The sequence below is a fragment of the Streptomyces sp. TOM-9 genome (assembly GCF_056858595.1).
On sequence record NZ_JBXEQB010000001.1, the window covers coordinates 1,210,702 to 1,237,652 of the forward strand.

The 26,951-nt window shown below is 72.9% G+C and carries 23 protein-coding genes; 8 read left to right on the forward strand and 15 right to left on the reverse strand.

Translation table 11 applies throughout. The features are described 5' to 3' along the window. Positions 1-137: 137 nt before the first annotated feature. The 3 genes from AC1VWI_RS05720 to AC1VWI_RS05730 form a co-directional block, all read right to left on the reverse strand. Positions 138-827: a type 1 glutamine amidotransferase domain-containing protein gene (locus AC1VWI_RS05720; RefSeq protein ID WP_499509826.1), complete on the reverse strand. Its 690-nt coding sequence runs from the start codon at positions 825-827 to the stop codon at positions 138-140. A 153-nt stretch (positions 828-980) separates the two neighbouring features. Then, complete coding sequence (locus AC1VWI_RS05725; RefSeq protein ID WP_499509827.1) at positions 981-1,769, reverse strand: alpha/beta fold hydrolase; 789 nt, start codon at positions 1,767-1,769, stop codon at positions 981-983. A gap of 80 nt (positions 1,770-1,849) precedes the next feature. After that, positions 1,850-4,111 carry an ATP-binding protein gene (locus tag AC1VWI_RS05730; RefSeq protein WP_499509828.1) on the reverse strand — a complete coding sequence of 754 codons (2,262 nt, stop codon included), beginning with the start codon at positions 4,109-4,111 and terminating at the stop codon, positions 1,850-1,852. A gap of 149 nt (positions 4,112-4,260) precedes the next feature. Here AC1VWI_RS05730 and AC1VWI_RS05735 point away from each other — a divergent pair, with 149 nt between their 5' ends. Beyond that, the gene (locus AC1VWI_RS05735; RefSeq protein WP_499509829.1) at positions 4,261-4,428 is read left to right on the forward strand and encodes a hypothetical protein; all 168 of its coding nucleotides are present in this window, start codon (positions 4,261-4,263) and stop codon (positions 4,426-4,428) included. 32 nt (positions 4,429-4,460) lie between these two features. Here the strand turns inward: AC1VWI_RS05735 and AC1VWI_RS05740 are convergent, their stop codons facing one another. The 4 genes from AC1VWI_RS05740 to AC1VWI_RS05755 all read right to left on the reverse strand — a co-directional run bounded on the left by AC1VWI_RS05740 (position 4,461) and on the right by AC1VWI_RS05755 (position 10,262). Continuing rightward, entirely contained in the window at positions 4,461-6,362 is a 1,902-nt protein-coding gene (locus AC1VWI_RS05740; protein WP_499509830.1) for an alkyl/aryl-sulfatase, read from the reverse strand. Between the two features lie 118 nt (positions 6,363-6,480). After that, on the reverse strand, positions 6,481-7,797 hold the full coding sequence (gene nhaA / locus AC1VWI_RS05745; protein ID WP_499509831.1) for a Na+/H+ antiporter NhaA: 1,317 nt from the start codon (positions 7,795-7,797) through the stop codon (positions 6,481-6,483). Positions 7,798-8,003: 206 nt separating this feature from the next. After that, entirely contained in the window at positions 8,004-8,768 is a 765-nt protein-coding gene (locus AC1VWI_RS05750; protein ID WP_499509832.1) for an SDR family NAD(P)-dependent oxidoreductase, read from the reverse strand. Between the two features lie 195 nt (positions 8,769-8,963). Beyond that, positions 8,964-10,262 (reverse strand): epoxide hydrolase family protein, encoded by a 1,299-nt coding sequence (locus AC1VWI_RS05755; RefSeq protein ID WP_499509833.1) that lies wholly within the window; start codon positions 10,260-10,262, stop codon positions 8,964-8,966. 564 nt (positions 10,263-10,826) lie between these two features. Here AC1VWI_RS05755 and AC1VWI_RS05760 point away from each other — a divergent pair. Both AC1VWI_RS05760 and gnd read left to right on the forward strand, forming a co-directional pair. After that, entirely contained in the window at positions 10,827-11,252 is a 426-nt protein-coding gene (locus AC1VWI_RS05760; RefSeq protein ID WP_499509834.1) for a hypothetical protein, read from the forward strand. Between the two features lie 136 nt (positions 11,253-11,388). After that, positions 11,389-12,831, forward strand: coding sequence for an NADP-dependent phosphogluconate dehydrogenase (gnd, locus tag AC1VWI_RS05765; protein WP_499509835.1), 1,443 nt, complete (start codon positions 11,389-11,391; stop codon positions 12,829-12,831). 36 nt (positions 12,832-12,867) lie between these two features. Here the strand turns inward: gnd and AC1VWI_RS05770 are convergent, their stop codons facing one another. The 4 genes from AC1VWI_RS05770 to AC1VWI_RS05785 are packed head-to-tail and all read right to left on the reverse strand — an operon-like array spanning position 12,868 to position 16,566. Then, entirely contained in the window at positions 12,868-14,322 is a 1,455-nt protein-coding gene (locus tag AC1VWI_RS05770) for a glycosyltransferase 87 family protein (RefSeq protein ID WP_499509836.1), read from the reverse strand. Then, positions 14,319-15,188: a class I SAM-dependent methyltransferase gene (locus AC1VWI_RS05775; protein WP_499509837.1), complete on the reverse strand. Its 870-nt coding sequence runs from the start codon at positions 15,186-15,188 to the stop codon at positions 14,319-14,321. Before AC1VWI_RS05775 ends, AC1VWI_RS05770 begins: the two co-directional genes overlap by 4 nt. Beyond that, on the reverse strand, positions 15,185-15,841 hold the full coding sequence (locus tag AC1VWI_RS05780; RefSeq protein ID WP_499509838.1) for a TIGR04282 family arsenosugar biosynthesis glycosyltransferase: 657 nt from the start codon (positions 15,839-15,841) through the stop codon (positions 15,185-15,187). Before AC1VWI_RS05780 ends, AC1VWI_RS05775 begins: the two co-directional genes overlap by 4 nt. Further along, on the reverse strand, positions 15,838-16,566 hold the full coding sequence (locus AC1VWI_RS05785; protein WP_499509839.1) for a glycosyltransferase family 2 protein: 729 nt from the start codon (positions 16,564-16,566) through the stop codon (positions 15,838-15,840). Before AC1VWI_RS05785 ends, AC1VWI_RS05780 begins: the two co-directional genes overlap by 4 nt. 114 nt (positions 16,567-16,680) lie before the next feature. Between AC1VWI_RS05785 and AC1VWI_RS05790 the strand changes: the two genes are divergently transcribed. Both AC1VWI_RS05790 and AC1VWI_RS05795 read left to right on the forward strand, forming a co-directional pair. Then, positions 16,681-17,400, forward strand: a complete 720-nt coding sequence (locus tag AC1VWI_RS05790) for a response regulator transcription factor (protein WP_499509840.1) — start codon at positions 16,681-16,683, stop codon at positions 17,398-17,400. Next, on the forward strand, positions 17,390-18,499 hold the full coding sequence (locus tag AC1VWI_RS05795; RefSeq protein WP_499509841.1) for a sensor histidine kinase: 1,110 nt from the start codon (positions 17,390-17,392) through the stop codon (positions 18,497-18,499). The genes AC1VWI_RS05790 and AC1VWI_RS05795 overlap by 11 nt, the downstream gene beginning before the upstream one ends. A gap of 24 nt (positions 18,500-18,523) precedes the next feature. On the opposite strand, the gene AC1VWI_RS05800 is transcribed toward AC1VWI_RS05795, so the two are convergent. The 3 genes from AC1VWI_RS05800 to AC1VWI_RS05810 are packed head-to-tail and all read right to left on the reverse strand — an operon-like array spanning position 18,524 to position 21,193. Beyond that, positions 18,524-19,576 (reverse strand): NAD-dependent epimerase/dehydratase family protein, encoded by a 1,053-nt coding sequence (locus tag AC1VWI_RS05800; protein WP_499509842.1) that lies wholly within the window; start codon positions 19,574-19,576, stop codon positions 18,524-18,526. Between the two features lie 52 nt (positions 19,577-19,628). Then, positions 19,629-20,060, reverse strand: coding sequence for a hypothetical protein (locus AC1VWI_RS05805; RefSeq protein WP_499509843.1), 432 nt, complete (start codon positions 20,058-20,060; stop codon positions 19,629-19,631). Beyond that, positions 20,057-21,193 carry a molybdopterin-dependent oxidoreductase gene (locus AC1VWI_RS05810; protein ID WP_499509844.1) on the reverse strand — a complete coding sequence of 379 codons (1,137 nt, stop codon included), beginning with the start codon at positions 21,191-21,193 and terminating at the stop codon, positions 20,057-20,059. Before AC1VWI_RS05810 ends, AC1VWI_RS05805 begins: the two co-directional genes overlap by 4 nt. Before the next feature lie 258 nt (positions 21,194-21,451). Here AC1VWI_RS05810 and AC1VWI_RS05815 point away from each other — a divergent pair, with 258 nt between their 5' ends. The 3 genes from AC1VWI_RS05815 (at position 21,452) to AC1VWI_RS05825 (ending at position 26,049) form a co-directional block, all read left to right on the forward strand. Continuing rightward, positions 21,452-22,864: a molybdopterin-dependent oxidoreductase gene (locus AC1VWI_RS05815; protein ID WP_499509845.1), complete on the forward strand. Its 1,413-nt coding sequence runs from the start codon at positions 21,452-21,454 to the stop codon at positions 22,862-22,864. A gap of 2 nt (positions 22,865-22,866) precedes the next feature. After that, positions 22,867-23,367 carry a hypothetical protein gene (locus AC1VWI_RS05820; protein ID WP_499516727.1) on the forward strand — a complete coding sequence of 167 codons (501 nt, stop codon included), beginning with the start codon at positions 22,867-22,869 and terminating at the stop codon, positions 23,365-23,367. A 231-nt stretch (positions 23,368-23,598) separates the two neighbouring features. Beyond that, the gene (locus tag AC1VWI_RS05825) at positions 23,599-26,049 is read left to right on the forward strand and encodes a SpoIIE family protein phosphatase (protein ID WP_499509846.1); all 2,451 of its coding nucleotides are present in this window, start codon (positions 23,599-23,601) and stop codon (positions 26,047-26,049) included. On the opposite strand, the gene AC1VWI_RS05830 is transcribed toward AC1VWI_RS05825, so the two are convergent. Then, positions 26,016-26,927 (reverse strand): endonuclease/exonuclease/phosphatase family protein, encoded by a 912-nt coding sequence (locus AC1VWI_RS05830; RefSeq protein ID WP_499509847.1) that lies wholly within the window; start codon positions 26,925-26,927, stop codon positions 26,016-26,018. The two genes, AC1VWI_RS05825 and AC1VWI_RS05830, sit on opposite strands and share 34 nt — an antisense overlap. Positions 26,928-26,951: the final 24 nt, after the last annotated feature.

Below are 26,951 nucleotides of genomic sequence, written 5' to 3' on the forward strand. Positions count from 1 at the left end.
GGTCGCCTTCCATACTTCGCGGGCGAGGGACCGGCACTCCCGGACCACGGGGCCCGGACCGGCAACGATCACCGGTCCGGGCCCCGTTGGGCTCCGCCACATCAGAAGGGCCCCGACAGGGGCCGGGCATGCACCCGCTAGAGCGCCTTGAGCAGGCGTTCCGCCAGGACGGCCGCGGAGGCGGGGTTCTGGCCCGTGAACAGGTTCCGGTCCACCACCGTGTAGGGCTTCCACATCTCGCCCTTGGTGAACTCGACGCCCATGTCGATGAGTTCGGACTCCACCAGCCACCGCGCGCGCTTGGCGAGGCCGACCGCGTCCTCCTCCTCATTGGTGAACGCCGTGACCCGGTAGCCCGCGAACGGGGACTTCCCGTGGATCCTGGTCGCCAGCATCGCCGCGGGGGCGTGGCAGACGACCGCGAGGGGCTTGCCGGAGGCGAGCGCCGCGGTCAGCAGCCGGCCGGCGTCGGGGTCGGCGGACAGGTCCTCCATGGGCCCGTGGCCGCCCGGGAAGTAGACGGCGTCGTAGTCCTCCACGCGGGCGTTCGCCAGGTGGATGGGCCGCCGCATCACCTCCGCGGAGCGGATGATCTCCTCCAGGTCGAGGGCGATCTGCGCGCTGCCGGCCATGTCGGGACGCAGGCTCATCATGTCCACGGTCGGGATCACCGCGCCCGGAGTGGCGACCGTGATCTCGTGGCCGGCCTCGCTGAGCGCCTTGTACGGGGCCGCGAACTCCTCGGCCCAGTAACCCGTCGCGTGCCTGGTGCCGTCCTTGAGCGTCCAGTACGACGCCCCGGTCAGAACGAAGAGCAGCTTCGCCATCGGACCATCGCCTCCCTGTCGGTATCCGACACGGTTAGGGGCCATGTGTTACTTAAAGCATGATGCGCCCCCAGCAGGTCCGCCAGGCATGGTCTTCGCGCGGCGCCGGATGCCCGGCTGACCTGCGCCTTCGGTGAGCGGCGCACACCGCCCTCACCTCAGGAGCCGGGCGACCTCCGCAGGGTGGGCGAGGTGCGGGAAATGGCCGCTGCCGGGGAGGACGGTGACCGTGACGCCGGGCAGGGCCTTGCGGAGCCAGCTGAGGTGGTCCGGGTCGGGTTCGGCGCCGGTGACGTAGTGGTACGGCGTGTCCCGGGACGCGATGCGTTCCAGGCGGGCGGCGTTCCGCTCCTCCAGCAGCGCGGGCGGGGTGGTCAGCAACTCGTCCCAGTAGGCCAGCAGCAGTTCACGCGCGGGCGGCGCGTCGGGCCGGGCGAGGGCGCGGGCCTCCGGCGGCAGGCCGTCGATGCCCATGCGGCCGAGCAGGCCGGTCCAGATCGTGCCGTGGTCCGGGCCGCGCAGCACGTCCGCGTTGTGCTGCAGCAGGTCGGCGAAGCCGCCGACGCGCAGCGGCTGGTCGATGTTGACCACGCCCCGCACCGGATGGGTCGCGGCGTAGGCGGTGGCGATGGCACCGCCGATGGAGTGCCCCACCACGACCGGCCGGGTCAGGCCCGCCTCGGTGACCGCCTGGTGCACCACGGCGGCGACGTCGTCCAGCCCGTGCCGGTCCAGCGGCGGCGACTGCCCGTGTCCCGGCAGGTCGACGGCGAGGACGCTCCGCCCCGGGTCGGCGATCTCCAGCTCCCGCAGGAGCGGGCCCCACCGGTGACGGTCGTAACTCAGGCCGTGCAGCAGGACGAGCGGCGGTCGGCCGTCCGGCTCGCCGCGGTGCTCCGCCCGCAGACCCGCGTACGTCAGAGGCGCTTCGCCGGTGCTCATGTGGTGTGTCCTTCCTGTGGTGCGTGCCGTGCACAACAGGAGGCGTAACCCCGCGGGGAACGATCCGTTCGTGACCGGCGTCACACCTGCCAGCGCCCGGGGCCGCCGGGGCCCGGCTGGTAGCGCATGAGGCGGCCCGTGCGCAGGGACGCCCGCAGATGGGCGCCGGCGAGCGGCGCGGCGGCCTCGATGCGCCGGACGGTCCCCCACAGCGCCCGTGTAGCGCCGACCCGGGCCCGTTCCGCCGCGTCGCCGTGGGCACGGGGGCGGCCGCCGAGGCCGGTCGCGCGCCGGAGTTCCGCGAGGAGCGCCCGGCGCTCGGCCTGCACGGCCGCGGCGGCGTCCACGTCACCGGCCCGGTCGGCGGCGTCGAGCCGGTCGTCGAGCACGGCGAGCCGTCGGCGGTAGGAGGCGCGTGCCGTGTCGTCCAGCAACGGGTCGGCCGCCGGGGCCGCGAGCCCGGAGCCGCCCGCCACGAGATCGAGCGCGGGGATCTCCTGGCCGGGCGACGCCAGCAGCGTGCGCAGGTAACGGGGTCCGCGCCCGTCGGGCACCCGGGCCGTCTCGCCGCCGGCCTCCAGTCGCCAGTCACGCCCGTCGAGCACCCAGCGCCACCGGCCGTCCGGCGGACCGGCTGCGCGGAGGGTGGAAAGGAGACCGTCCATGCCGAGCCGCTCCGCGATCGACCGGGCCTGCGCCACGTCCTCCGCCGCCCTTTCCCGGTCCTCTGGGCCGTCGCGCCGGGTGCGGACCTCCGCGCGTGCCGCCAGGGTGCGCGCGAGCCAGGGGAGGGCGCCGGTACTACGGGACAGCTCGGCTGCCGCGTCCAGGTGGCCGAGGGCGGCGTCCGGCCGGTCCAGGCGCGCCGCCAGCCGCCCCAGGTAGTCGTCGACGGGTCCGGTGACGGTGTTGGCGCCGCCCCACACCACCAGCCGTCCCTGGTAGGGCAGCAGCGCGTCGTACAGTGCGGCGGCCGCCGCCGGGCCACCGGTCCGCGAGGCGACGACCGCGAGGTCGGCCAGCGCGCCGATCCACCGCGGGCCGGTGCCCGCGAGCACCGACGGCAGCAGCCGTTCCAGTTCCAGACCGGCCTCGACCTCGCGTCCCGACTCCAGCATCGCCCGGGCCGCCGTGGCCTCGAAGAAGTGCCCGGGCAGTCGGCGCGCCATCCGCTGCCAGGGCTCGACCGGGGTCTCGGCGCCGCCCCGTACGACGGCCAGCTGGTGGCGCACCGAACCGGCCAGCCGCTCGGTGTCGCTCACCCTCGCCTTGTGCCCGGCGACGACGATCCGGTCCGCGAGTTCCCCGGCCTCCTCGAACCGGCCCCGGGCCGTGGCGAGCATCGCCCGCCGGGCGAGCGCCACCACGTGGGCGTCGGTGTGGCCGGCCTGTTCCGCGGCGCCGACGTACACGGCGAGCGCGGCCTCGGCGGCCGTCAGGTCCCCGGTCTCGGTGTACGCCACGAAGCGCCAGAACAGGCCGCGGCACTCGGCCGCCGCGTCCCCCGCCCGGCGGGCCTGAGCGACGATCTCCCCGGCGGTGGCCAGGCGTTCGGCGGTGGCGGCCGGGTCCCACAGCGCGTGCAGCCGGCTGTCGAGGACCTCGGCGACCGTGCCCGGGTCGCCGGATGCGCGGGCCAGGCCGAGCGCCGTGTCCGCCAGGTCACGACGGCGCGCCAGGGCCGTGGTGTCGGCCAGCAGCTCGCGCGCGAGCCGGGCCAGCACCCGGGCGCGGACCGCAGGGGCGACCGGTCGCCCGGCGGCCTCCTCCAGCAACCGGACGAGTCCGAGGTCGAGTTCGAGGAACTGGGCCCGCGACGGGGCGACCAGCGCGAGGTGCACGGCCGGGTCGGCGTCCCCGGGCAGGCCCTTCAGCCCTTCGGCCAGGGAGAGCGCGGGACCGGGCAGCCCGCCGGAGACCAGCCACAGGGCGTGGACGGCGTCGGGCGGCAGCCCGGGCACGAGCGCGGCGAACCGCGCGCCCGACAGTCCGCCCAGCCTCAACTCGGTCCCGTCCCCGGAGTACTCACGGGCGGCGACCAGCAGTGCGCGCGGTCCCGGGGGCGCGCCGGACCCGGGCAGGTCCTCGGCCGTGCCCTCGTCGGCCAGCAGCAGAACGGGCTCCGCCAGCGGCGGGACGGCGGACGCGGGGAGCGTGCGGTCCCCGGTGTGCTCGACCCGGATGCCGCGCTCGACGGCCAGTTCCGCCGCGGCGGCCAGCAGCGCGGTCTTGCCCGCCCCCGGCGGCCCGGTGACGACCAGGCGTTCGCCGACGCCGGCACGCAGCCGGTCGAGGAGGGCCCCGATCGCGGAAAGCTCCTGGTCACGGCCGATGAGGGACACGCCTCAGCCTAACCGGCACCGCCTGGAACCCCCGCGGTGCCTGCCCCGGCCCAGCTCGCCCCGACCCGGCCGGAGGCCCGAGGCCGCCGCGCGCACCCGCGTTCGCCGCAGCAGCCGCGGTGTACGGTGCCTCGACGAGGGGTGCGAGGGTGGATCACGAGTGGGACGATGACACCGCATACCGCCGTGCCGTCGGCCGCGCCTGGGTCATGGTCGCGATCGCCGGTGGCTGCTCCTTGGTGGTCGTGGGATTCGTTGCCATCGTCGTACTCGGCCTGAACGGGTTCCTCTTCCTCGTGGACGCTCTCAGCGGGTAGGACCCGACCGGTCCCGTGCAGCCGGGGGGCGTCTACGGAGTGACGATCGCGAAGTCCGGGTCGGGTTCGACGAGGTGCGCCATGAGTTCGGCGAGCTTGCCGGGGTCGCCCGACACCTGGATGCCGGCTCGGGCCGCCAGGTCGGCTGCCGGCAGGGTTCCCAGGAGGACGGCCCGCAGATCGGCTTCGGGGAGGGTGACCGCCAGGTCGGGTTCGGTGGCGGCGGGGCCCTCGCCCGGCACGTGGGTGAGCACGCCGTTGTGCAGGCGCCAGGTGATCGGCTCCGAGCCGTGGACGTTCCAGCGGATGGTGATGTCCGCGTCCCAGCCGGCGGGGCCGTCGACGCGGATGGCGAGGGAGTCGAAGAGCTGGTCGAGGGAGAGCGCGGAGATCACGTCGGGCGACGCGGTGACGGTGGGCGTGCCGACCGGGCCGTGGCGCAGTTCGAGGGCGCCGGTGAGGAAGAAGTTGCGCCACGTCCCGTTCTCGCTGCCGTAGCCGAGCTGGGTGAGGGCGTCCGCCTGCAGCTCCCGCGCTTCGGTGTTTCCGGGGTCGGCGAACAGCACGTGGTTGACGACCTGGGCCACCCAGCGGAAGTCGCCGTCCGCGTAGGACCGGCGGGCGCGCCGCAGGACCTCGTCGGCGCCTCCCATGAACTCCACGTAGCGGGTGGCGGCCTCGGTGGGCGGGTGTTCCCACAGGTGGGCGGGGTTGCCGTCGAACCAGCCCAGGTACCGCTGGTAGATCGCCTTGACGTTGTGGCTGACGGAGCCGTAGTAGCCGTGGGTGTGCCAGACGTGTTCCAGGGCCGGCGGCAGGTGCATCCGTTCGGCGATCTCCAGGGCCGTGAGTCCCTGGTTGATCAGGCGCAGGGTCTGGTCGTGCAGGTACGCGTACAGGTCGCGTTGGTCGGACAGGAACGTCAGCACCCGTGCGCGGCCCCAGGTCGGCCAGTGGTGCGAGGCGAAGGCGACGTCGGAGGAGGCGCCGAAGAGCTGGATGGTCTGGGTGAGGTACTGCGCCCAGACGCGCGGGTCCCGGACCTCGGCGCCGCGCAGGGTGAGCAGGTTGTGGAGGTTGTGGGTGGCGTTCTCGGCCATGCAGAGCGCCGCCCGGCCGGGGAAGTGGATGTTCAGCTCGGCCGGCGCCTCGGTCTCGGGGGTGAGCTGGAAGACCATGCGGATGCCGTCGACGGTGTGCGTCTGGCCGGTGCGCATGATCTCGACGCTGGGCGGGATGAGGCTGACCGTGCCCGTGGAGGTCGTCTGCCCCAGACCTGCCCCGATCTGACCCTGCGTCCCCTTGGGCAGTGCGGCGCCGTACATGTAGGCGGCGCGGCGCGCCATCGCCGTGCCCGCGTACACGTTCTCGCTGACGGCGTGGGTCAGGAAACCCTGGGGGGCGATGACGGGCAGTCCGGCTCCGGCCTCTTCTGCGGTCACGACGCCCTTGACGCCGCCGAAGTGGTCGGCGTGGCTGTGGGTGTAGAGCACGCCGCTGACGGGGCGGTCGCCGCGGTGGTGCCGGTACAGGGCCAGGGCGGCCGCGGCGGTCTCGACGGACAGGAGGGGGTCGATGACCAGGATGCCCCGCTCGCCCTCGACGACCGTCATGTTGGACAGGTCGAAGCCTCGTACCTGGTAGATGCCCTCGGCCACCTCGAACAGCCCGTGCCGGGCGACGAGAGCGCTCTGCCGCCACAGGCTCGGGTGCGCGGTGTCCGGGCAGTCGGCGTCGAGGAAGCCGTACGCGTCCAGGGACCACACCGTGCGACCGTCGCGGTCCGTGATCTCCCGCTGCCCGACGGTGCCGAGGAAACCACGGCCGGCGTCGCCCAGGTCGCGGTTGTCCTCGAACGGCAGAAGGCTTCGTGCGGCCTGGTTGGCGGCGACGATCGCCGACTCGGGGCCCTTCAGCGCGGAATCGGCGGACATCGTGTTCTCCTTCGAGACCGGTACCGTCATCACGCCCACACGGGATGAACCCTCTGCCAGCCTCGGCAGGACGGCGTCCGCGTGCCAGCGGGGATACGCCGCCCGGACGAACGCGGGATCAGTCCGCCTGTTCGGCTGTCGCCGGGCTCGCGCCGCCACGCTGGTAGATGTCGGGGATGCCGTCCCCGTCGGCGTCGACGTCCTCCTCGGCGCACAGCCGCCGGTACAGCCGGTTGCGGCGGTGCAGGAGCAGCGAGGCCATGCAGGCCGAGATCACCGAGGCCACCAGGACCGCGGCCTTGACGTGCTCACTTTGCGCGGTCGCGGGGAAGGCGAGCTCGCCGATCAGCAGGGCCACGGTGAAGCCGATGCCACCCAGGGTGGCGAGGCCGAACACGTCGGCCCAGGCGAGGTCCGGATTCAACCGGGCCCGCGTGAAACGGGCGGCAAGGTAGGTTCCGGCGAAGATGCCGGCGATCTTGCCCAGCACCAGGCCCACGACGACACCGAGCGGCTCGGGCCTGGTGAACACCTCCCCCAGGGCACCCGCGGAGACGCCGACCCCGGCGGCGAAGAGGGCGAACAGCGGGACGACGACACCGGCGGACAAGGGGTGCAGCAGGTAGCCGGTGCGCTCGGCGGGCGAGGTCACCTCGTCCTCGTCGCGGGTGGTCCGCAGGATCAGGCCCATGGCCACCCCCGCCACGGTGGCGTGCACGCCGCTGTTGTACATCAGCGCCCAGATCACCACACCGAGCGGCACGTACCACCACCAGCCCGTGACCCGCAGCCGCTGCAGCGCGTAGAACACCGCGAGCCCGGCCGCCGCGCCGAGCAGCGCCCAGAGGTTGAGGTCGGCGGTGAAGAACACCGCGATGACCAGGATCGCGCCCAGGTCGTCGACCACCGCGAGGGTGAGGAGGAAGGCCCTCAGGGCCGCTGGGAGGTGGGTGGAGACGACGGCCAGGACCGCCAGCGCGAAGGCGATGTCGGTGGCCATCGGCACCGCCCAGCCGCTCGGACTGCCGCCCCCGAGCGCCGCGACCACGGCGTACGTCCCGGCGGGCACCACCATGCCGCACACGGCCGCGATGACCGGCAGCGCGGCGGTGGCAGGGGTGCGCAGTTCGCCGACGACGAGTTCACGCTTCAGCTCGATCCCGGCGACCAGGAAGAACACCGCCAGGAGTCCGTCCGCCGTCCAGTGCCCCACCGACAGGTCCAGCCCCAGCGCGGGGATGCCGAAGTGGAAGTCGCGTACCGCCTCGTACGCGCCGCTGAACGGACTGTTCGCCCACACCAGGGCCACCACCGCCGCGGCCAGCAGGACCAGGCCGCCGACCGTCTCCGTCCGCAGCGCCCGGGCGACGGCCCGCCGCTCCGGCCACGGGAGCACGCCGAGGAACGGGGGGCGGGAACGGGGGGCGGTGGCCATATGGGCGAACCTCCGGGGCGTCGACGGCAACGGGCACAAGGCCCCTCACAACGCCGACCAGACTTCCCGGCACACCGGGCGCCTTTTCTTGACGCCTTACTGACACCCTAACGGCGGCGCATCGGCGGCCCCAACCGTTCCCGGCAGCTCCCGCACCTGGCGCCCGCGGAGACCGGGCAGACGCTCAGGCTGTGACGGCGGTGACCTCAGATGAGTTCCAGGCCACCGTCGACGGTGACGACCTGCCCGGTGGCCTGGCGTCCGGCCGGCTCGGCCATGCGCAGGATCCAGTGGGCGATGTCCTCGACGTCCCCGATGCGGTGCGTGGGGATGCGGTCGCGCTCGTACGCGTACATGTCGTTGATCGCCTCGGGGGACAGGCCTGCGGCGACCATGACGTCGGTCCGGGTGGGGCCGGGAGCGACGGAGTTGACGCGGATGCCCTCCGCCGCGAGTTCGAGGGCCCAGCTGCGGGTCATCTGCTCGATCGCGGCCTTGGTGGCCGCGTAGTGGGATCCGCCGGACATGGGGCGGTGTCCGTAGGTGCTCGACACGTTGACGATGCTGCCGGAGGAGGTGCGCAGATGGGGCAGGGCCTCGTGCGCGAGCAGGCTCGGGGCCACCACGTTGAGGGCGAACAGGTCGGTGATGACCTGCTTGTCCGCCTCGGCCAGGGGCATGACGGCCGTGGCGCCCGCGTTGTTCACCAGCAGGTCGAGCCGTCCCCAACGTGCCACGGCGGTGTTGACGACCTGCGCGGGCGCACCGTCGTCGACGAGGTTCACGGACAGGGCTTCGATGTTCGGGTGGGCCTTGGCTGTCTCCTCGAGGGCATCCATCCGGCGGCCGACACCGAGCACGTTCGCCCCGGCCTGCGCCAAAGCGTGTGCCGTCGCACGGCCGATGCCGGATCCCGCGCCGGTGACGATGGCAACGTGACCGGAGAAGGGCAGCTGGGAAGTGGTGGTCATGGACTCTCTCCTTTGTTCGATGTTCGGCGAACTACGAACAAGGTACACGCGTGTGAAACGCTTTGGTGGGAAAGGTGAGGCATGACACGCGCCGCAGGTCGCTCTCGGTGACTGCCGGGCGACGCCGTGCCAAACCGGAGAAACGCAAGCGGCCCACCGTGTTCGGCAGTGGGCCGCCTGTGGCGCAGCAGGATGTCAGCGGAAGAGCCGGCCGAATCGGCGCACCTCCTCCGCGAAGATCTTCGGCTGCTCGAACGCCGCGAAGTGGCCGCCCCTGCTTGCCCGATTCCAGTAGACGAGGTTGGGGAACGCCTTCTCGGCCCATGCGCGGGGCGGCGTGTAGAACTCCTTGGGGAACAGTGTCACACCCATGGGCACGTCGATCTTGACCGCGTTCATGGTGATGTCGGAGTTCTCCCAGTAGAAGCGCGCGGCGGACTCCGCCGTATTCGTCAGCCAGTACAGAGTGATGTCGTCCAGCATCTCGTCCAGGCTGAGGACCGACTCGGGGTTCTTGTCGCTGTCCGTCCAGACCCCGAATTTCTCGTAGATCCAGGCGGCCTGCCCGACCGGGGAGTCCGCCAGGGAATAGGACACGGTCTGGGGCCTGGTCATCATCTGGAGCTGGTAGCCGATCTCGTTCTGCTGTTGTGCGTTCAGTTGGTTCATCGCGACCCGCTCCTCCGGAGTGAGGCGCTTGGGGTCGAGATCAGGGGGAACGATCTGCGGGAAATTCAGGTGGATGCCCAGCAACCCCTTGGGACGCAGGACACCCAGCTGCACATTCACGGCAGCTCCCCAGTCCCCTCCCTGGGAGAGGTAGTGGTCGTACCCGAGGCGAGGCATGATCTTCGCCCAGGCCTTCGCCGTCCTCACGCGCCCCCATCCCACGGCGTCCGGCTGATCGGAGAAGCCGAATCCCGGGAGGGACGGTGTGACCACGTGGAATGCGTCACGCGCGGATCCACCGAACTCGGTCGGGTGGGTCAGGCGCCGGATCACCTTGCGGAATTCCAGGATCGAGCCCGGCCAGCCGTGGGTGAGCATGATGGGCATGGCGTCGCGGTGCGGTGACCTGGCATGCAGGAAATGGATGCTCACGCCGTCGATCATGGTGCGGTACTGCCCGAATCCGTTGAGCAGCGCCTCCACCCTGCGCCAGTCGTAGTGTCGCTGCCAGTGATCCACGAGTCGCTTGACCCGCCACAGCGGAGCCCCCTGGGACCAGTCGTCCACGAGTTCTTCGGTCGGCCACCGGGTCATGGCCAGGCGTCGCCGCAGATCGTCCAGCATGCGCTCAGGCACGTGAAGCCTCATGGGCATGACCGCCCCGTTGCCCGGAAGTGGCGCGGACAGGCCACCAGTGGTGGCGCCCGTTCCCGTGACGGCCTCGGCGACTCCGGACGTCATCGCCGCCGCGGCAGAGCCCGCGCCCAGCGCCCCCATGGCGTACAGCAACCGTCGACGGCTGAGATTGCTCGTTTGACTCGCCATGCGTTACTCACTCCAGTCGGTCATTTCGATACCGCGGGACATACCTGACGTGGGCCTGAGGGAAGTTCGGCGGCCCATTTCGCGCAGGAAAACAGCGCCCCTGCCATGCGGTGCCAATGTTGCGTTGATTTCGTGTGGGCACAGTGTCACGCCGCTCAATGGCGGGTGGGGGCCCTTTCGCGCACGACAACAGGCGGGGCGTACGCCACGTTCGCCGGTCATCGAACTTCGCTTGCGACGGTACACCGGCCATTCGCCGACCGGGGAGGTCGCGAAGGTGGCATAGCTCACGGACTTTGTTCCGACGCATGAGTGACACCGTGTGCACGTGCAATGAGAGCGCCGTCACGTCGGTCGCAACGTTCAGGGTGAAGTCGGCCGTGTTAGGTTGTTCGGCATACGTCGAACGATCATTTCCCGGCGTACACGCAGGGCCAGATGCAGGTGTCGGCCAGAGTCCGAGTGAATCCTCGCCCTGCCATCCACAAAAAATGCCGCCGCCGGTCGGCCCTCGACCGGACTGACCGCCGGCGTACCTCAACACCCAGCAGAAGGAGAAAAGCCATGAGTGCCATCACCACTGAGATGCAGGAGTTCATCTCCCGCGTCGTGCACGACGGCAGCAACTACCGCATGGACGCCATGGAGAAGCTCTACACCGACGACATGGCGATCCTCTTCCCGACCCGGGAAGGAGCCATCGCGGCAGCTCCCCGCAAGGAGGTCTTCGCGGAGTTCGCCGCCCGGGGACAGGCAGGTGAGGCGCCCCTGTCCACCGAGTACGAGGTCCTGCACACCGAGGACCAGGGCGAGTACGCGACCGCGCTCCTCTACCGTCGCATGAGCGACACCGCCGCCCCCTTCCTCTACGAGCTGCGCCTGAAGCGGGGCGGTGCCTACGGCTGGCTCGTCGCCGGGGAGACCGTCACGCCGTGGCCCGACCCGGAGACCGCCGGTGCCTTCCTTCCGCCGCGGCAAGCCGCAGCCTGAAGTCACCGGAACGACACAGGGGTCGGCGTCGTGGCCACCGCCGGCAGCCGGCCTGAGCCGGCGGTGGCCTGCCCTACCAGAGACGACCACACGAGTCGCACCGCAGACAGCCCGTCAGAAACCCGAAGGAAGAACCGTGTTCCCCACCGCACAGATCGGCGTCACCGGCCTCGCCGTGATGGGCCGCAACCTCGCCCGCAACCTGGCCCGGCGCGGCTACACCGTCGCCGTCCACAACCGCACCCGCGCCCGCACCCGGGCCCTGCTCACCGACTTCGGTCACGAGGGCACCTTCATCGCGGCGGATTCCGCCAAGGAGATGGTCGCCGCGCTGCAGCGGCCCCGCCGCCTGATCGTCATGGTGCAGGCCGGCAAGCCCACCGACGACGTGATCGCCGAGTACGCGTCGCTGCTCGATCCCGGTGACGTCATCGTCGACGGCGGCAACGCCCACTTCGCCGACACCCGCCGCCGCGAGGCCGCCCTGCACGAGCGCGGCATCCACTTCCTGGGCACCGGCATCTCCGGCGGCGAGGACGGCGCCCTGAACGGCCCCAGCATCATGCCCGGCGGCTCCCGGGAGGCCTACCGGCTCCTGGCCCCCCTCCTGACCGACATCGCCGCCACCACCCCCGACGGCACCCCAGCCGTCGCCCACCTCGGCCCCGACGGCGCCGGCCACTTCGTCAAGATGGTCCACAACGGCATCGAGTACGCCGACATGCAACTCATCGCCGAGGCCTACCACCTGCTGCGGCACTCCACCGGCTGGGAGCCCGCCCGGATCGCCGAGGTCTTCCGCCGGTGGAACACCGGCCGCCTGAACTCCTACCTCATCGAGATCACCGCCGAGGTCCTCGCCCACCACGACGCCGACACCGGTCTCCCCTTCGTCGACGTCATCGCCGATGCCGCCGAACAGAAGGGCACCGGGCGGTGGACCGTGCAGACCGCCCTCGACCTGGGTGTCCCCGTCTCAGGCATCGCCCAGGCCGTCTTCGCCCGCTCCCTGTCCGGACACACCGCCCTGCGCGCCACCGGCGCCACCCTGCCAGGCCCCTCCCGCACCGTCCTCGGCGCACGCGACGCGGCCCGCTTCACCGACCAGGTCGAACAGGCCCTGTACGCCTCCAAGGTCATCTCCTACACCCAGGGCCTCCACCAGATCCACGCCGCCAGCAACACCTACGGCTGGAACACCGACCTCGCCGCCGTCGCCGCGGTATGGCGTGCCGGCTGCATCATCCGCGCCACCTTCCTCGACCGCGTCCGCGACGCCTACACCGCCGACCCCGCGCTGCCCGGCCTTCTCGCCGACCCCGGCTTCGCAAGGGAAGTCGGCGAAGCCCAGCTCCCCTGGCGCCTGGTCGTGGCCCACGCCACCCGCGACGGCGTCCCCGTTCCTGCCTTCGCCGCCGCCCTCGCCCACTACGACACCCTGCGCACACCAAGGCTCCCCGCGGCGTTGATCCAGGCCCAGCGCGACTACTTCGGCGCGCACACCTACCGCCGCACCGACCGCCCCGGCACCTTCCACACCCGCTGGGACACCGATCGCACGGAAGAAGCCGCCGGCTGACCGAGCGGGCGGCCCCCCGCCCCGGGTCGAGGTACGTCAGGTGCTCGGCCGGCGCCGGGCCAGGAGTCGCTGTGCCGGGGCCGCGCGCAGGCAGGCCGCGCAGGCGACGCACACGGCGGCCGCGCCGTAGGCCCACGCCTGGAGCGGGACGCCCGGCAGCAACCGGCCCCCGAGGTAGAGGACCGTGCCGGCGAGAGTGACGGCCAGCCACTCCCAGCGGCCGTCGAGCGCGACGAGGCCGACGACGAGCAGTGAGTACCAGGGGTAGTTGGGCGAGACCAGCAGCAGCGCCGTACCGGTCAGCAGCAGGGCGCCGCGCCAGGGGCGGGCCGGGTCGCCGCGCCACCATACGTACAGGGCCAGCAGTGCCAGCAGCACGAGGACGAACGCTCCTGCGGCGGCGTCCGGGAGCAGCAGCCGCAGCAGGGCGAAGCGGTGCACGTCACCGGGTTCGTATCCCTCCTCCTGCAGGTAGCCGGGCAGGTAGCCCAGGACGCCCGTGCCGGACACGGCGACGTACGGCAGGTAGGCGAGGGCGACCACGGCGACCGCCGCCGACACCGTGCGCAGGATGCGGGCCGGACTGCGCTCCCCGGACAGCGCGCCGGGCAGCGTCAGGAGCGGCAGCAGTTTCACGGCGACGGCGGCGCCGAGCAGTCCTCCTCGGCGGGCGCCCGCGGTGGCGGTACCGAGGGCGAGCACGGTCAGCAGGACACCGAGGGTGTCGACGTGGGCGTTGTCGACCGCCTCGAAGGGGACGGCCGGGCACCACGCCCACAGGGCGGTGCGGGCCGGGGCCCCGCGCTGGTCGCCGCGCCTGCGCAGCACCGCGAGCAGGGCGACGGTGGTGCCGAACGCCACGACGGCGCCGCCTGCTTGGAGCGGCTTGTGGCGGCTGCCGGGCGGAGACAGGATGTGGACGGTCACGAACCAGCCTTCGGCGACGGGCGGGTAGATGGTCGGGACGGTGGGGCGGTTGATGCGGGCGCACAGGCCGCTGTCCGTTCGGGTCAGTCCCCAGGCCCGGCAGGAATCCGTGACGGGGAACAGCCAGTCGTCCCGCAGCTTGGCGAGTTCGGGTGCGGCGGGGGGATGGGCGTACGGGGAGATCCCTGCGGCCTGGACACGGCCGTCCCAGGCGTAGCGGTACATGTCGGTGCTGGTGCGGGGAGGTGCGGCGAGCCCGGCCAGCGTCACGGCGGCCGCTCCGGTCAGGACCAGTGCGGTGGCGGCGCGTGCCGGCACCTTTCGAACGGCCCATGCCGAGGCGGCGAACAGTGTCCATGCGACGGCGTATCCGGCCAACAGGCGGCCCGGTTCGTTCTGGCTGTCGCCGGCGCGGAGGGTGCCGATGACGACGACGGTCAGTGCGGCGAGGAGGACCGCGACGGCGACGGTGCGGACACGGTCAGGTGCGCGGTTGACGCGCGCCTCCGTAGGACGGGACGGCGGCTGCGGGGACTGGTGCTGTGCGGCGGTTGTGTCGCTCATGGTCGTCCGGGCCCTCCGGTGGCCGCGGGGGGCCCGGCACGATGGCCGGCCCGCGGGCGGTGCAGTTCCACGAACGCCCGGCCTTCGGCCGTCCACCGGCCGGCCGGGATCCACCCCGCGGCCTCGGCGGTGCGCAGCAGGACGCTGGTGCCGAGGCGGGCCCAGGGGAACGGGCGGCCGTGCCGGCCGTGGCCGTCCTCGACCCGGACGGTGAGGCGCTCGTCCTCGTCGCGCGGAGCGGCCTCTGCCAGGAGGCTTCCACCCGGCGCGACCAGGGTGCGCAGGCGCGTGAGGAGGGCGAACGGGTCGCCACCGATGCCGACGTTGCCGTCCATCAGCAGGACGCTTCCCCAGCGCCCCTCCCCCGGCAGGCGGTCGAAGACGGACCGGCGTACGGCGGAACCGCCGTGTTGCCGGGTCCGGGCCACGGCGGCCGGGCTCACGTCCACGCCGAGTGCCCGAACCCCCCGGACGGCGAGGGCGGCGACCAGACGCCCCGGTCCGCAACCCACGTCGAGGACGGGGCCGGTGCAGCGCTTCAGGACGGCGGCGTCGGCGGCGTCGGGGGCGGCGCACCAGCGCTCGACGTCCAGCGGAAGCAGTTCCCCTCCCCCTCCGGCGCCGTCCGGTGGGGCCGGAGGCGACAGGCGGCGCAGGAAGAGCGGGCCGCGACCGGTGCGCAGGGCATGGGCGTAGGGGTCGTCCGTCCACGGTTCCCCCGGCTGCGCCGGCCACTGCCGCTTGGCCGCCTGCGACTGTGCGGGGAGACCGGCGGGGCGGGCCACCGTCCGGGGGTTCCAGCCGGCCGCGGTCCGCGGCGTCCGCTCGGCGAGGGCGGGATCCGAACCGCCTGCGGTGTCGCTCACCGGCCGGTCTCCGCGAGCGAGTTCAGCGTGGTGGCGAAGCGCGAGCCGGGCGGGCAGCACGCGGCGACCGCGGCGGCGTCGGCGGCGGTGTCCACATCGCGCAGCACCGGCAGGTCGCCCACGCTGAGCCCCGCCTCGACGAGCCGGCGCCGCTGCGTCGCACCGGTGTGCCCGGTGGACATCGGAACGCCGCGTACGAGGGCCTCGGCGCACCCCGGATCGGCGAGTCCCAGCGCCCAGAAGCCGCCGTCCTCGGCCGGACCGAACCAGGCGTCGTGGCCGTCGCGTCCGGCCTCCGCGAGGTGTTCAACGGTCAGTTGCGGGGTGTCCATGCCGACCAGGAGGGCCGGTCCGCGGTCGCAGCGGGCGAAGGCGGCCGCGATCCGCTCGTCCAGACCGCCGGTTTCCTGGCGCACGACGTCGAAGCCGGGCGGAAGCCAGGGTCCGGGAGCGCCGTCGAGAACGAGGACGCGACGCCGCGCGGGGGTCTTGAGCACCGTGTGCAGCGTGTCGGCGAGGGCGGCCTCCGCGAGGGTGGCCGCCTCCAGGGGTGTGTAGGGCGGGGTGAGCCGTGTCTTGACCCGCCCCGGGACGGGCTCCTTGGCGATGACCAACAGCGTGGCCGGGTTCCCGGCCGGGTGGCGGGGACTCATCGTCCGGTCCCCCGGGCCGTTGCCGCGGGCGCCGGGTCGGCGGTGGGGGGTTCGGCCAGGACGGAACGCATGTCCCGTACCGCGTGCCAGGTACCGCGCCAGGTGCCGGTGACCTTGGAGCGGCCCGTGCGCGGGCGATACGGCACGTCCGTCTCCTCCACCCGCCAGCCCGCGTCGGCGGCGCGGACCACCATCTGCAGCGGGTAGCCGGAGCGACGGTCGGTCAGGTCCAGGGCGAGCAGGGAATCGCGCCGGGCGGCGCGCATCGGTCCGAGGTCGTGGAGGCGCAGGCCGGTACGCCGGCGGACCAGTCGGGCCAGTTCCAGGTTGGCCAGCCGGGCGTGCAGCGGCCAGGCACCGCGCGTAAGGGGCCTGCGCCGCCCGAGGACGAGGTCGGCCACGCCGTCGAGGACGGGCACGGCGACGGCGGGCAGCAGCGCGGGGTCGAGGGAGGCGTCGCAGTCGCAGAAGCAGACGACGTCGGCCGTCGCGGCGGTGAGCCCCGCGTGGCAGGCGGCACCGAAACCGCGGCGCGGTTCGTGGACCACGTGCGCCCCGAGGGCGCGGGCGATGTCCGCCGAGCCGTCGGTGGACCCGTTGTCGACGACGATCGCGCGCCAGCCGGAGGGGATGCGATCCAGCACCCACGGCAGGGCCTCGGCCTCGTCGAGGCAGGGCAGTACCACGTCCACCGGGGCGGAAGGAGGAGGGGAAGTCTCGATCACCCCACTCACCCTACGGAGACAAAAAGCCCAAAAGGGATATGGGCACCTTACGGATCGCTGACGTCCGCCTCCGCTCCCACCGTCGGCCGAAGGCCGGGTGCCACACTCGGTGGCGTGAAACACGTACTCGTCGTGGACGACGACGCCACCGTCTCCGAGGTCGTCGTCGGCTACCTGAACCGGGCCGGCTTCGACGTCGACGTGGCCGCCGACGGCCCCGCCGCCGTGGCCATGGCCGCCGTCCGGGTCCCCGACCTGGTCGTCCTGGACCTGATGCTCCCCGGCATGGACGGCCTCGAGGTCTGCCGCCGCATCCGCGACAACGGCCCCATCCCCGTGGTCATGCTGACGGCGCGCGGTGACGAGGAGGACCGCATCCTCGGCCTGGAGGTCGGGGCCGACGACTACGTCACCAAGCCCTTCAGCCCCCGCGAACTCGTGCTCAGGGTGGAGTCGGTGCTGCGCCGTACGGGAGACCACGCCACCCGGACAGCCCCGGCCGGATCCGGGCTGCGGGCCGGCGCCCTCGCCCTCGACCCAGGCGCTCGCCGTGTCACGCGGCACGGGACCGAACTCGCCCTGACGATCCGCGAGTTCGACCTGCTGGAGTTCTTCCTGCGCAATCCCGGGCGGGCCGCCGGCCGGGAGGAGTTGATGCGCCGGGTGTGGGGCTGGGAGTTCGGCGACCTGTCGACCGTCACCGTCCACGTCCGGCGGCTGCGCGAGAAGGTCGAGGACGACCCGGCACACCCCCGCCTGATCAGCACCGTGTGGGGCGTGGGTTACCGGTTCGACCCTCCGACCGCGGACCAGGGAGCCCCCGATGGTGCATGACACCCTCCTCATCGTGGCCTACGCGGCCATCGGTGCGGCCTGTGCCGGCCTGCTCGGCACGGGCGTCCTGCGGCTGCTGCGCAACCGCTCGGTCGCGGTGTCCCTGGCGGTGGTCGCCGCCGTCACGGTCGCGGCGATGCTCGCCGGAACCATGCTGGTGTCCTGGGCCATGTTCCTGTCCGACCACGACCTGTGGGTCGTGACCATGGTCTGCTCCATCGCCGCGGTCGTCTCGCTCGGGGTGGCGCTCGCGCTTGGCCGCGGCGTGGTCCGCGGCAGCCGGGCCCTCGCCGAGGCCACCCGCGCCCTCGGCGACGGCGGCGGTTTCACCGCGCCCGCCGCCGCGCCCACCGCCGAACTCGCCGAACTCGGTCGTGAACTGGCCGCCACCAGCGCCAGGCTCGCCGCGTCCAGGGAGCGGGAGAGGGCCCTGGAGGAATCCCGCCGCGAACTGGTCGCCTGGATCTCCCACGACCTGCGCACCCCGCTCGCCGGACTGCAGGCCATGACCGAGGCCCTGGAGGACGGCATGGTCGACGACCCGAGCCTGTACCACGTCCGCATCCGCGCGGAGGTCGAGCGCATGAGCGGTATGGTCGGCGACCTCTTCGAACTCTCCCGCATCCAGGCCGGCGTCCTCGCCCTGAACACCACCCGCATGTCGGTCTACGACCTCGTCGGCGACGCGCTCGCGGGCACGGCCACCCTCGCGAAGCAGCACGGTGTGCGGATCGTCGGTGACGGGGTCGAGCGGGTCCCGGTCGAGGTCGACGGACGCGAGATGTCCCGCGTACTGGCCAACCTGCTCGTCAACGCCATCCACCGGACCCCGGCCGACGGCACGATCGCGGTCTCCGCCCGCCGCGAGGCGAACAGCGTCGTCGTGTCGGTGACGGACGGCTGCGGCGGCATCCCCGCGGAGGACCTGCCCCGTGTCTTCGACACCGGCTGGCGCGGCACCGACGCACGGACCCCGCCCGCCGGAGCGGGCCTGGGCCTGGCGATCGTCCGGGGGATCGTGGAGGCCCACAAGGGCCGGGCGGCGGTGCGCAACGTCCCCGGCGGCTGCCGCTTCGAGGTCCGGCTGCCCGCCGCCTGACGCGACCGGCGGCCGGGCTGACGGTCAGCCGCTTCGCAGCGGGGCCGTCGCGAACTCCGCCATCCCCTCCGCGAAGGCCACCCGCGGCTTCCAGCCCAGTTCTTCACGCAGCCTGCGCGAGGAGGCGGTGATGTGGCGGACGTCGCCGAGCCGGTACTCGCCCGTGACCACCGGCACCCGCGTTCCGTGCGCCCCGGCCAGGGCGGCGGCCATCTCCCCCACCGTGTGGGGCTCGCCGCTGCCGACGTTGTACGGCCTCGCGGTCCCCTCCGGCAGACCGGGCAGCCCGTCCAGGGCCGCGAGGTTGGCCCCGGCCACGTCCCGTACGTGGACGAAGTCACGACGCTGGCCGCCGTCCTCGAACACACGTGGTGCCTCACCGCGCTCCAGCGCGGACCGGAACAGCGACGCGACCCCGGCGTACGGGGTGTCACGCGGCATCCCCGGCCCGTACACGTTGTGGTACCGCAACGCGATCACCCGTCCGCCCACCGCGCGCGCCCAGGCGGAGGCGAGGTGCTCCTGCGTCAGCTTGGTGGCGGCGTACACGTTGCGGGGGTCGAGCGGGGCGTCCTCGCCCACCAGCCCGGACGCCAGCGGTTCGCCGCACTTCGGACAGGGAGGTTCGAAGCGTCCCGCCCGCAAGTCGGCCACCTCGCGCGGTCCCGGTCCCACGACACCGTGCGACGGGCACTCGTACCGTCCCTCGCCGTAGACCACCATCGAACTCGCCAGCAGCAAGGACCTCACTCCCGCCCCGGCCATGCAGGCCAGGAGCACCGCGGTACCCAGGTCGTTGCAGCCCACGTAGGCGGGTGCGTCGGCGAAGTCCTTGCCGAGGCCGACCATCGCCGCCTGATGGCAGACGGCATCGACGCCCCGCAGGGCCTCGGACACCTCCGCCGCGTCACGGACGTCCGCGTGCCTCCAGTCCACCCCGTCGGGAACCGGCGGGGGCGTGCGGTGCGCGGCGGGCAGCAGGGCGTCGAGCACGCGTACCTCGTGCCCGGCGCCGGTGAGGGCGGTGACGACGTGCGAGCCGATGAAGCCCGCACCTCCGGTGACCAGGATCAACATGTCCCGACCGTACGGCCACCGACCCGGCCGGCGACCGTACGACGCCGACACGTCAGCGGTTCGTAAGCCTTCCCGCCGCACGTCTTGGCCGACGGCCGCGGCGGGCACCCCGCACGACGAGCACGAGGGCCGCGACCACCGCCACCGCCGCCAGCGTGAGCAGCCAGTTGCGCGGGTAGTCCAGCGGCAGGACCGAGGAGTTGGCCGGCTTCCCCGGGCGCAGCATCACCGGCAGGGCGACCGCCGTCACAGCGCCCGCGACGATCAGTGCGCCGCGGACGGGGCCGCGCACGCCCCCGCGGACCAGCACCGACCCGATGAGCAGCACCAGCGGCGCGATGAGCACGTCGTGCAGCACCACCGCGCCGCCCAGCCAGATCAGAACGCCCGTCAGGTCGCCCACCCCCAGCAGCTGGTAGGCGCCCACTCCCACCAGCACCAGACCGGCCGCGCCCGTGAGCCGCCGCGTCACGCTCGTCCTCACGACAGCACCTCCAGCCGGCCGACCCACTTGGTCTGCAGCACACCGGGCCTGTTCGGGGCGATCAGACGCGCCGGGTAGCCGTGGTCGGGGCTGAGTTCCTCGCCGTTGAGGCGCAGGGCGAGCAGGGTCAACGGGTCGCGGGCGTACTCGTGCCCCATCTCGGAGACCCGGTAGCCGCCCCGGGTCTGCAGGGACACCGCCCGTACCCGGGCGTGGGGTGGGGCCCCCACGAGGTCCAGGAGGTCCATGACCCGCACCCCCGTCCAGTGCGCGGTCTTGCTCCAGCCCTCCACACAGGCGATCGGCAGCTCCGCCTCGTACTGCGGGAGGTCCCTCAGCTCATCCAGTGTCAGCGTGCGCGGCCGCGGCCCGGCCACCGTCAGGCGATAGCGGTCGGCCACGATCAGCCCGACTCCGGCCGCGGCGGCGGTGCGGTTGACCGGCAGGCCGTTCGGCCCGTGGTCCGGATGCCGCGGGGCCAGCAGGATGAGGCCCTTGAGCGGGGTGAAGGACTGTCCCACCGTGGTCACGGTGACCGTGCCGACCGCCGCCGCCACGGCGGCAAGCAGCGAGCGCCGGTCGGCACCGTCCGCCTGGGGCAGCGCCAGGGTTCCCGGCGACCGCCGCCTCCAGTGGGCGCGGATCTCCGGAGCCTTGACGGCGACATGCAGCACGAGCGATCCGGTGAGCAGCCAGGCCACTGCGTAGTGCACCGGCACGAACGAGAACGGCCACGGATACCACTGCGCGGTGTTCAGCAGCCCGGTGGCGACTTCGAACACGGCCGCCGCCACCAGCGCCGCCACCGACACCCGCTCCATGGCGTGCCGCACCGACCGCACCGGCGGCCAGGAGAACAGCCGCGGGTAGACCGTCCACAACTTCGCCAGCAGCAGCGGTACCGCCGCGACACCCGAGGCGACGTGCAGCCCCTGCGTCAGCCGGTACCCCCACACCGGGCGGGTCGGCAGACCACCGGCCGGCGACATGGGCGGATGCTGCAGCACGTGGCTGATCAGGCCGGTGACGAAGCACACGAGGAAGGCGAGTCCGAGCCAGCGTCCGATCGAGGTCGCCGTGCGGGCATCATGGAGGCTGCCGGTGAACACCGGCGGAAACAAGCGCGATCTCATGCCTCCCATCACAGCCGCCGCAAGGCCGCCGCGGAACGTCCCGACCCCTTACGGAACAGGGACGTCCGCTCCCGGTGGCAGGGCCCGCCGACGCGAGGCGCCCGGACGCCCGCCTACGCAGAGCGCACGCCTCTTCGGCTGGAATCTCGCGGTCCCCGGTGGTGGCGGGACGCCAGACGGCCGAGGTCAGGCTATGTGTGGGGGCGAGATCACGGCCGTTGCCCTCCGGCACGCGCCCTGACAGCGGAGGGTCAGTCGATGCGCGACCACGATCAGCCGTCGCAGGCCGGTTCGGGCGGACCTCCGGGTCGCCCCGAGGAGCCCCAGGCGCCTCCACGACGGCCGCTCAGGGAGTTCACCGCAACGGCGGTCGAACGCACGAGGGACGTCGCACGACGCGCGGCGGCGGCCGGACCTCCGGGGCCCTTCCGTCCGGAGTTCTGGCGCAGCCCGATCCGGGGGCCGTGGCTGACGTCGGTCTTCGGTCTGGTGCTGCTGTTCGGCATCCCGGTGGTGTTCGTGACCGGCGCGCTCTCGTACGCCGCGTACAACCCGGATCTGGGCCCGCTCAACGACCAGACCCCGGACAAGGGGCTGCTGGGCTTCTACCTCTTCGACTGGCCCACCCGCCCCTACTGGCTGTACAGGCTGACCCAGGGCGTCCACGTGACGCTCGGCGTCGCTCTCGTGCCGGTGGTGCTGGCCAAGTTGTGGTCGGTCATCCCCAAGCTCTTCGCATGGCCGCCGCTGCGATCGGTCGCCCAGGCGCTCGAACGGCTGTCGCTGCTCCTCCTGGTGGGCGGCGTCATCTTCGAGTTCGTGACCGGGATCTTCAACGTCCAGTTGTTCTACGTCTTCCCCGGCTCCTTCTACACCCTGCACTTCTACGGCGCCTGGGTGTTCATCGCCGCCTTCGCCGTCCACGTGAGCCTGAGGCTCCGCCGGATGACGCGCGCCCTGCGCAGTCGCGATCCCTTCCGGGAACTGCGCATCGGCGTCGCCGGCACCCGGCCCGAACCTCCCGATGCGGACGGCCTGGTGCCGGTCGCACCCGCGGCCGCCACCATGAGCCGGCGGGGCGCCGTGGGAATGGTCGGCGCCGGATCGCTCCTGCTGCTGGCGGTCACGGCCGGGCAGAGCATCGGCGGGCGGCTGCGTGGCACGGCGCTGCTCGCCCCACACGATCGCGACCCGGGCAGCGGACCCAACGCCTTCCAGATCAACAAGACGGCGGCGTCCGTCGGCGTGACCCCGGAGCTCGTCGGCCCCTCCTGGCGGCTCGAGGTGCACGGCGTCGGACGGCCCCTGGTCCTCTCCCTCGAGCAGTTGAGCGCGATGCCACGGCACAGCGCGGCCCTGCCCATCGCCTGTGTGGAGGGCTGGTCCACCACCGACCAGCGCTGGGAGGGTCTGCGGCTCGCCGACCTCGCGGCGTTGAGCGGTCTGCCCAACGCCGGGAGCGTGCTGGTCGAGTCCGTCCAGCCCTCGGGGCCGTACCGCTCGGTGATGCTCCGCGGGAACCAGATCCACGACCCGAGGGCCCTGCTCGCCCTGCGGGTCAACGGAGCGGACCTGTCCATGGACCACGGCTACCCGGCGCGCGTCATCGTGCCGGCCAACCCCGGGGTCAACAACACCAAGTGGGTGCACCGACTCACCTTCCGGTCCTGACCATGGCCCGCTACCTGCGCTGGTACGGCGCCAACCCCCTGCACCTGCTCGTCCTGGTCTGCTCGCTGGCCGTCACCGGCTACGCCTGCGTACGCCTGTTCGCCGTCCGGCCCGTGGGGGTCGCGATCTGGCTGGTGGGAGCGGCGGTCCTGCACGACCTGATCCTGCTGCCGCTGTACTCCCTCGCCGACCTCTCGGCCCGCTCGGTACTGCCGCACCGGGCCCGGGCCATGCCGGGACCGGCGTGGATCAACCACCTCCGCGTGCCCGCCTTCCTGTCCGGCGTGCTCCTCCTGGTCTGGTTCCCCCTGATCCTCCGCCTGCCCGCCCCCTACCCGGGCGCCACGGGACTCACCGACGCCGTCTACCTCGGCCGGTGGCTGGCCGTCACCGCCGTCCTGTTCGGCGTTTCGGCCCTGATCCTCGCCCTCCGTCTGCGCGGGATGCGCCGGTCACGAGGCAACCAGCGACGGCGTCCACGAAGGGACGCGCAGGACCCGTGACCAGAGCCAGAGGGGCACACCGGCGTGGATCCACTATCCGGGAGAACACATTGCCTCCAGCAACCTTCTGCGAAAGAACCACAGGTCACAGCGCTGCCCACGCCAGGCTGTCACAAAACGGATGGTTGCCCGGTCAACATTTCAAACTGGGGCAAAGAAGCTCGAGCCCCTGTCGCACCCATCCCCCATCCATCCGAGGGCAGCCACTTGGCGACCACACTCAGCCCCGACATGTCACTTGGCAAACAGCTGAACACGGCCGAGATATCCGACACCGCCATCGCCCTGCTCGACGAGCGGGGAACCGTGCTCGGATGGACGCAGGCCGCCCGGCAGCTCGTCGGATTCTCCGCGGGCGACATGGTGGGCCGGTCAGCCGCCCACGTGCTGCCGTCGTACGGGTCGGCGCTGTCGATGTCGGCCTTCGTCGAGCAGTGCCGCGCCCGGAACGGCTGGCCGGGCGTGACGGCGGTGCGCCACCGGGACGGCCGCGTGGTCGACACCACGCTGCGGATCTCGAAGGTGCAGGGGCATGACGGCGAGCCGCAGTGGCTCGCCTCCCTGGTCAATGCCGGCACGTCGTCCGCCGGCTCCATCAACGAGTCGGTGCGGGCATCGCTGCTGACCCGCGCGCCGATCGGCGTCATCATCCGTGATCGGCAACTGCGGTGCACCGGTGTGAACGACACGATGGAGAGCCACGACGGCCTCCCCCGTGACCGGCGCCTCGGGCGCCGGTTCCCCGACATCCGCTCCGGCGCCGAGGCGCGGGCCATCGAGGCGCTGATGCGGCAGGTGCTGCAGAGCGGTACCTCCAGGGTCCACGAGTACCGCACCTGGCAACCGACGGCTCCGGGCCGGGAGCGGCCGTTCGCGGTGTCCTGCCAGTGCCTCCTGGACGCGGACGACCAGGCACTGGGGGTGTGCGTCATCAGCGCGGACGTCGTCGAGGGCCGGCGGGCTCACCAGCGCCTCGCCGTCCTCGGCGAGGCCGGTGCGCGGCTCGGGAGCACCCTGGACGTGATGCAGGCCGGCCAGGAGCTGGCCGACCTCGCCGTGCCCCTGCTCGCCGACTACGCCGCCGTGGACCTGGAGCTGTCGGTCTCGTTCGGCGAGGGCCCTCCGGTTCGGGTCGGCGCCGAGGGCAGGCGCCTGCCCGGTTTCCGGCGTGCCGGGCTCGCTTCGATCCACCCCGGGGTCCCCGAGTCCCCGTGGCTGCGCGGCGAACCGATCGGTGTGCCCCTGGTCTCGCCCCTCACCGACGTGCTGCGTACCGGCAGGTCCCGCCTGGAGGCGACGCTCGACACCGCTCCCGGCACGTGGCTCGACACCGCGCCGGAGCTGGCGCACCGGCTCCGCGGCAACGGTGTGCACTCGATCATGATCGTGCCCATCCGGGCGAGGCGCACGCTGCTGGGAACGGCGTTGTTCGTCCGCACCGAGAACGAGTCGCCGTTCCAGGACGTCGACCTGCTGCTGGCCGAAGAGCTCGTCGGCCGCGCCGCACTGTCGCTGGACAACGCCCGCCAGTACGCCCGCGAGCACACCGCGGCCCTCACCCTCCAACGCACCCTGCTCCCCCGCCAGTTGAAGGGCGGAGCAGCGGTCGAGACGGCATCGCGCTACCTGCCCGCCGACGTGGACCACTGCGTCGGCGGCGACTGGTTCGACGTGATCCCCCTGTCGGGCGCCCGGGTCGCCCTCGTCGTCGGCGACGTCGTCGGGCACGGTCTGCACGCCGCAGCGACCATGGGCAGGCTCCGCACCGCCGTCCACACCCTCGCCGACATGGAGCTGCCCCCCGACGAACTGCTGACCCGCCTCGACGACACCCTCCAGCGGCTGGCCGAGGGTGACGACCACGCGGCCCCCGCCGTCATGGGCGCCACCTGTCTGTACGCCGTCTACGACCCCGCCACCCGCCGCTGCACCATGGCGGGGGCCGGTCACCCCCCGCCCGTCATCGTCGACCCGCAGGGCCGGGTCACCTTCCCCGACCTGCCCACCGGGGCCCCGCTGGGCATCGGGCTGGGAGACCCGTTCGAGGCCGTGGAGGTGGAGCTGCCCGAGGGGAGCCTCATCGCCCTGTACACCGACGGCCTGGTCGAGAACCGGGACCACGACATCGAGGAGGGCATGCGCCGCCTGGGCACCGCCCTCGCCCGGCCGGGCCGGTCCCTGGAGGACCTGTGCGGTCTCGCCACGGAGGCCCTCCGGGGCCGGGCCGCGTCCGACGACGTCTCCCTGCTCCTGGTCCGGACCCGCTCCCTCGCCCCGGACCAGGTCGCCTCCTTCACTCTGCCCGGTGACCGGACCGCCGCCCGCCAGGCCCGGGACATGACGGCCCGTCAACTGACCGCGTGGGGCCTGGACGGGCTCGAGGACCCGGCGAGGCTCATCGTCAGCGAACTGGTCACCAACGCGCTGCGTCACGGAGCCGGCCCGGTCGTGCTGCGCCTGATCCGGCATCAGGTCCTCACCTGCGAGGTGTCCGACGCCGACGGGTGCTTCCCGCGGCGGCGTCGCGCACGGTCCCTGGACGACCACGGCCGTGGCCTCTACCTGGTGGCCCAGTTGTCCCGCCGATGGGGCTGCCGGCCGGTGCCGGGCGGCGGCAAGGTCGTGTGGGCGGAGGTGGACCTGCCCGCCTACAGACGGACCGATGCCGCCACCGGCAGGTGATCGCTGCCCGTGGCCGGGAGGGTCCAGGCCGACCGCGGTTCCATACCGCGCACCAGGATGTGGTCGATCCGGGCCACGGGGAAGGACGCGGGCCAGGTCAGCCCGAACCCGGCACCCGACTCGGCCTGGGCCGAACGTAGGTGGGACGTGACCGCGGACAGGGCCCGGTCGTCCGTGGTGCCGTTGAAGTCGCCCATGACCAGGGTGCGGGGCAGGGGTTCGGCGCGCAGGGCGTCGGCCAGAGCGCGCGCGGCGGCGTCGCGTCCGGCCGTACCGAAGCCGTACACGGGGGTGAACCGGACGGACAGCAGGTGGGCGACGTAGACGGCGACGGGCCCCTTGGGGGTGCGGACGGTGGCACGCAGGGCACGCGGCCAGGGCGCGATGTCGACCGTCCGGGTGCCGGAGAGCGGGTAGCGGCTCCACAGGCCGACCGTGCCCTGCACCGAGTGGAAGGGGTACGCGGTGCCCAGCGCGGTGCCGTACGCCGGCGCGTTGTCGCCCACTTCCTCAATGGCCACCAGGTCGGCGCCGGAGGCCGCCAGGGCACGGGCGGTGCGCGCCGGGTCCGGGTTCTGCTCGTTGGCGTTGTGCGTGACGACGGTCAGGTCGCCGCCGGCCGCCCGTTTGTCGGCCAGTGCCCCGCCGAAGAGCGAGCACCAGACGACGGCGGGCAGCAGGACGGCCACGGCGGCGGTCGCGGAGCGCCGCAGCAGCGCGCACAGCAGCAGGAGCGGTACGGCCAGGCCGGTCCAGGGCAGGAAGGTCTCGACGAGGCTGCCGAGGTGGCCGGGCCCATTGGGGACGTGGGTGTGGCCCTTCATGACGAGGGCGGCCGACGCCGCGAGGGCGGCGGCGACGCGTCCTCGTCGCCACATGCCGGGGCACCTGTCCGGCCGTCG

Excerpts from the sequence above, each read along its gene's own strand:
- AC1VWI_RS05720 (WP_499509826.1), bottom strand. The coding sequence starts at position 827 with ATGGCGAAGCTGCTCTTCGTTCTGACCGGGGCGTCGTACTGGACGCTC.
- AC1VWI_RS05725 (WP_499509827.1), bottom strand. The coding sequence starts at position 1,769 with ATGAGCACCGGCGAAGCGCCTCTGACGTACGCGGGTCTGCGGGCGGAG.
- AC1VWI_RS05740 (WP_499509830.1), bottom strand. The coding sequence starts at position 6,362 with ATGTCCGCCGATTCCGCGCTGAAGGGCCCCGAGTCGGCGATCGTCGCC.
- nhaA (WP_499509831.1), bottom strand. The coding sequence starts at position 7,797 with ATGGCCACCGCCCCCCGTTCCCGCCCCCCGTTCCTCGGCGTGCTCCCG.
- AC1VWI_RS05750 (WP_499509832.1), bottom strand. The coding sequence starts at position 8,768 with ATGACCACCACTTCCCAGCTGCCCTTCTCCGGTCACGTTGCCATCGTC.
- AC1VWI_RS05755 (WP_499509833.1), bottom strand. The coding sequence starts at position 10,262 with ATGGCGAGTCAAACGAGCAATCTCAGCCGTCGACGGTTGCTGTACGCC.
- AC1VWI_RS05760 (WP_499509834.1), top strand. The coding sequence starts at position 10,827 with ATGAGTGCCATCACCACTGAGATGCAGGAGTTCATCTCCCGCGTCGTG.
- AC1VWI_RS05770 (WP_499509836.1), bottom strand. The coding sequence starts at position 14,322 with ATGAGCGACACAACCGCCGCACAGCACCAGTCCCCGCAGCCGCCGTCC.
- AC1VWI_RS05780 (WP_499509838.1), bottom strand. The coding sequence starts at position 15,841 with ATGAGTCCCCGCCACCCGGCCGGGAACCCGGCCACGCTGTTGGTCATC.
- AC1VWI_RS05795 (WP_499509841.1), top strand. The coding sequence starts at position 17,390 with ATGGTGCATGACACCCTCCTCATCGTGGCCTACGCGGCCATCGGTGCG.
- AC1VWI_RS05800 (WP_499509842.1), bottom strand. The coding sequence starts at position 19,576 with ATGTTGATCCTGGTCACCGGAGGTGCGGGCTTCATCGGCTCGCACGTC.
- AC1VWI_RS05810 (WP_499509844.1), bottom strand. The coding sequence starts at position 21,193 with ATGAGATCGCGCTTGTTTCCGCCGGTGTTCACCGGCAGCCTCCATGAT.
- AC1VWI_RS05815 (WP_499509845.1), top strand. The coding sequence starts at position 21,452 with ATGCGCGACCACGATCAGCCGTCGCAGGCCGGTTCGGGCGGACCTCCG.
- AC1VWI_RS05820 (WP_499516727.1), top strand. The coding sequence starts at position 22,867 with ATGGCCCGCTACCTGCGCTGGTACGGCGCCAACCCCCTGCACCTGCTC.
- AC1VWI_RS05825 (WP_499509846.1), top strand. The coding sequence starts at position 23,599 with ATGTCACTTGGCAAACAGCTGAACACGGCCGAGATATCCGACACCGCC.
- AC1VWI_RS05830 (WP_499509847.1), bottom strand. The coding sequence starts at position 26,927 with ATGTGGCGACGAGGACGCGTCGCCGCCGCCCTCGCGGCGTCGGCCGCC.